The sequence below is a fragment of the Lacinutrix sp. genome, from assembly GCF_037625555.1.
Classification (GTDB): domain Bacteria; phylum Bacteroidota; class Bacteroidia; order Flavobacteriales; family Flavobacteriaceae; genus Lacinutrix.
On record NZ_JASJHV010000104.1, the window covers coordinates 1 to 3,225 of the forward strand.

5 protein-coding genes are annotated in these 3,225 nt (G+C 29.3%); 3 read left to right on the plus strand and 2 right to left on the minus strand.

Annotation, left to right across the window (positions count from 1 at the left end):
• From QNK89_RS08640 to lptB, 3 genes are all read left to right on the plus strand, one after another.
• A partial coding sequence (locus QNK89_RS08640) for a twin-arginine translocase subunit TatC (protein WP_340170610.1) occupies positions 1-446 on the plus strand: 446 nt, incomplete at its 5' end.
• Positions 430-780: a carboxymuconolactone decarboxylase family protein gene (locus QNK89_RS08645; RefSeq protein ID WP_340170611.1), complete on the plus strand. Its 351-nt coding sequence runs from the start codon at positions 430-432 to the stop codon at positions 778-780. The genes QNK89_RS08640 and QNK89_RS08645, both read left to right, overlap by 17 nt.
• A gap of 224 nt (positions 781-1,004) precedes the next feature.
• Positions 1,005-1,745 carry an LPS export ABC transporter ATP-binding protein gene (lptB, locus tag QNK89_RS08650; protein ID WP_340170612.1) on the plus strand — a complete coding sequence of 247 codons (741 nt, stop codon included), beginning with the start codon at positions 1,005-1,007 and terminating at the stop codon, positions 1,743-1,745.
• A 304-nt stretch (positions 1,746-2,049) separates the two neighbouring features.
• Here the strand turns inward: lptB and QNK89_RS08655 are convergent, their stop codons facing one another.
• Entirely contained in the window at positions 2,050-2,283 is a 234-nt protein-coding gene (locus tag QNK89_RS08655; protein WP_340170613.1) for a hypothetical protein, read from the minus strand.
• A gap of 113 nt (positions 2,284-2,396) precedes the next feature.
• The gene (locus QNK89_RS08660; RefSeq protein ID WP_340170614.1) at positions 2,397-3,203 is read right to left on the minus strand and encodes a tellurium resistance protein TerC; all 807 of its coding nucleotides are present in this window, start codon (positions 3,201-3,203) and stop codon (positions 2,397-2,399) included.
• Positions 3,204-3,225: the final 22 nt, after the last annotated feature.

The window sequence follows — 3,225 nt, forward strand, 5'->3', positions numbered from 1 at the left end:
ATAGCTCAAGAGGTTTTATTATTATTTCTTCTTTATTATTCTTTATTGGTGTGCTTTTTGGTTATTTTATTGTGGTTCCATTATCTATTAATTTTCTAGCTAATTACATTGTAAGTGCAGAAATATTAAATGAAATAGACATTAGCTCATATATTTCGTTAATCCGTTCTTCATCTATAGCTTCAGGCTTTGTTTTCGAGTTACCAATAATTATTTATTTTCTAACTAAAGTAGGCTTAGTAACACCAGAGATTTTAAAAAAATACAGAAAATTTGCGCTTGTAATTGTACTAATTCTATCGGCAATTATAACACCTCCAGATATTGCTAGCCAGATAATTGTAGCCATACCAATACTTATACTTTATCAAGTTAGTATATACATTTCGAAGGTGGTTGTGAAAAAACAGAAAAAGAAACAAAGAAAAGATGTCAGAAGTAGTTAAAGAATTTAATGACTATCGTTCTAAAATGAATGATAAGATACTAGCAGATAATAATAAAGTAATAAAACGAATTTTTAATTTAGACACTAATGCATTTGCTGAAGGTGCACTAGATGTTGCAACAAAAGAACTTTTAGGTCTTGTTGCTTCTACTGTATTAAGATGTGATGATTGTATAAAATACCATTTAGAATCTTGTAAAAAAGCAGGCTTATCTAAAGACAAGGTTGTTGAAACACTAAGTATAGCGACATTAATTGGTGGAACTATTGTGATTCCTCATCTAAGAAAAGCCTATGAATATTGGGATGAATTAGAATGTGATGCATGTTAAACCTTAAAATAACTCTAGTAAATCATTTCTTTTTACTTTTAATATCGTTAAAAAAATAAACCATAGCTAATGCTATACTTAATTTTGTTGCCTCATTATAAATAAAAAGATTCTAATTTCCATAAGAGTCATTTTAAAATTTAACTTGCATGAAGTTAAATTTTAGCTAAAGTAAAATTATATTAACAGCAAGTTTATTATTTTTAGCCTCTACAATTTTACTTATGAAATTAAAAGCCGAACATTTAATGAAGTCCTACAGCGGACGAAAAGTTGTAAAAGACGTTTCTCTAGAAGTAAATACTGGAGAAATTGTTGGACTACTTGGACCAAATGGTGCAGGAAAAACAACGTCTTTTTACATGATTGTTGGTTTAATAAAACCTAATGGTGGAAACATTTTTTTAGAAGGTACAAACATTACCAAATACCCAATGTACAAACGTGCACAAAATGGTATTGGTTATTTAGCACAAGAAGCTTCCGTTTTTAGAAAATTAAGTATAGAAGATAATATTTTAAGTGTTTTACAATTAACTAAACTGAGTAAGAAAGAGCAACTACACAAAATGGAATCGCTTATTGAAGAATTTGGTTTAGGGCATATTAGAAAAAGTCGTGGCGATTTATTGTCTGGTGGTGAACGTAGAAGAACAGAGATTGCAAGAGCGCTTGCTACAGATCCTAACTTTATACTTTTAGATGAACCTTTTGCTGGTGTAGATCCTGTTGCTGTAGAAGATATCCAACGTATTATTGCGCGTTTAGCTAAGAAAGATATTGGTATTCTTATTACCGATCATAACGTACAAGAAACTCTAGCAATCACAGATAGAACCTATCTTATGTTTGAAGGTGGCATTCTTAAAGCTGGTGAACCTGAAGAACTTGCAGCAGATGAAATGGTACGTAAAGTCTATTTAGGGCAGAATTTTGAATTACGTAAGACTAAGATTGATTTTTAAGTAGCTAGGCGTTATTTGGTTATAGAAATACTTTTTTTACCTATAAAAACTCAGCATGACTAATGGAATTTTATTTTCGAAATTATTTAACAGTTTCGGATATAAGTAGTTGCGTAGTTTAGTATTATACTTTACAAGTACGCACCAAGCTGAGAATTCGATATAATTTTTAGTAAGTTGGATAGAACAAGCAATTACTTATAGTTATTATTATGGGCTTTTATTTTCGTTTTTAAAAATCATTTATTATTTCAAAAATCATTTCATTTCTTTTTATTGACAATATGTCCATTGTATAAAGTTTTCATTTCCCTGATGAATAATCTTTCTCGTAAAAATAAAATCTATCACCTGTTCCAATTGTATAATCTACTTTTGTTTTGTTCTCATCAGAATATACAGTAATTGCTTCTTTTAACTTAAACATTTTCTGCTTTACGTAGGCTACAGTTTTTCCATCTGCATCTTTTGCTGTAAAATCGTTTGCTAATGTTCCTACTTTGAAACTAAAATCTATTGGGAATTTTAAATCTTTCATATTAGTTATTATAATGTTAATCCATATCTGCCTCTTTTCCTATGGAAAAGACACTGTTATTTGATTACTCTTGGTTAATTAAGACTTGAAATATTAAAATGCAACTAAAAAATCTATTTAGTCTTATTTTTATTTTCAGACAACAACTTCTTCTGGTAGCGACCTTGTACAATATCTACAACAACAAGAATAGCAATTACAAAATAGAATGTTGTATTACTCATTGGTACAATTTCGTTTCCAAACAATTTTAAATGTGCTAAATGTCCGCCTTCTGTTACTAACATAATCCCAACGATAAAAAGGATAAACAAACCTAAAACCTCATACATTCTATTTTTTGCAAGAAAAGCCGAAATTTTATCTGCCATTAAAAGCATTAATAATCCGCTTATTACAATAGCAATTGCCATAACAATAAAAGCGGTTGTACTATTTTCAATCTCGCTAGTTAAACCAATGGCAGCCAAAATAGAATCAAAAGAAAATACTAAATTCATAATAACAATACTTGTTATTGCTGCATTAGCAGATTTTGAACCTTTCTCCTTATCTGTTATTTTATGACTTTCGCCTTGAAAAGATATCATGTGCCATATTTCTTTAAGAGCTGTATATATAATAAATGCTCCACCAACTAATACTATGATACTGTGTCCATTGAATGAAAACTTAACCACATCTTTTATACCTCCTGTTAGCCAACTAAAAGGTTCTTGAAAAAAAACAATAATTCTAACTAATAAGAAAAGCAATACAATTCTTAAAATAATAGCGATTAAAATTCCTTTTTTACGTACACTTTTCTGGGCAGATTCTGGTGCTTTTTTAGACTCTAAAGAAATGTATAAAAGGTTATCGAAACCTAAAACGGCTTGTAATGCTACTAACATTAGTAATGTAAATATAACTTGACCCATTTATGTTGGTTATTTTGAAATT

Excerpts from the sequence above, each read along its gene's own strand:
- QNK89_RS08645 (WP_340170611.1), top strand. The coding sequence starts at position 430 with ATGTCAGAAGTAGTTAAAGAATTTAATGACTATCGTTCTAAAATGAAT.
- lptB (WP_340170612.1), top strand. The coding sequence starts at position 1,005 with ATGAAATTAAAAGCCGAACATTTAATGAAGTCCTACAGCGGACGAAAA.
- QNK89_RS08655 (WP_340170613.1), bottom strand. The coding sequence starts at position 2,283 with ATGAAAGATTTAAAATTCCCAATAGATTTTAGTTTCAAAGTAGGAACA.
- QNK89_RS08660 (WP_340170614.1), bottom strand. The coding sequence starts at position 3,203 with ATGGGTCAAGTTATATTTACATTACTAATGTTAGTAGCATTACAAGCC.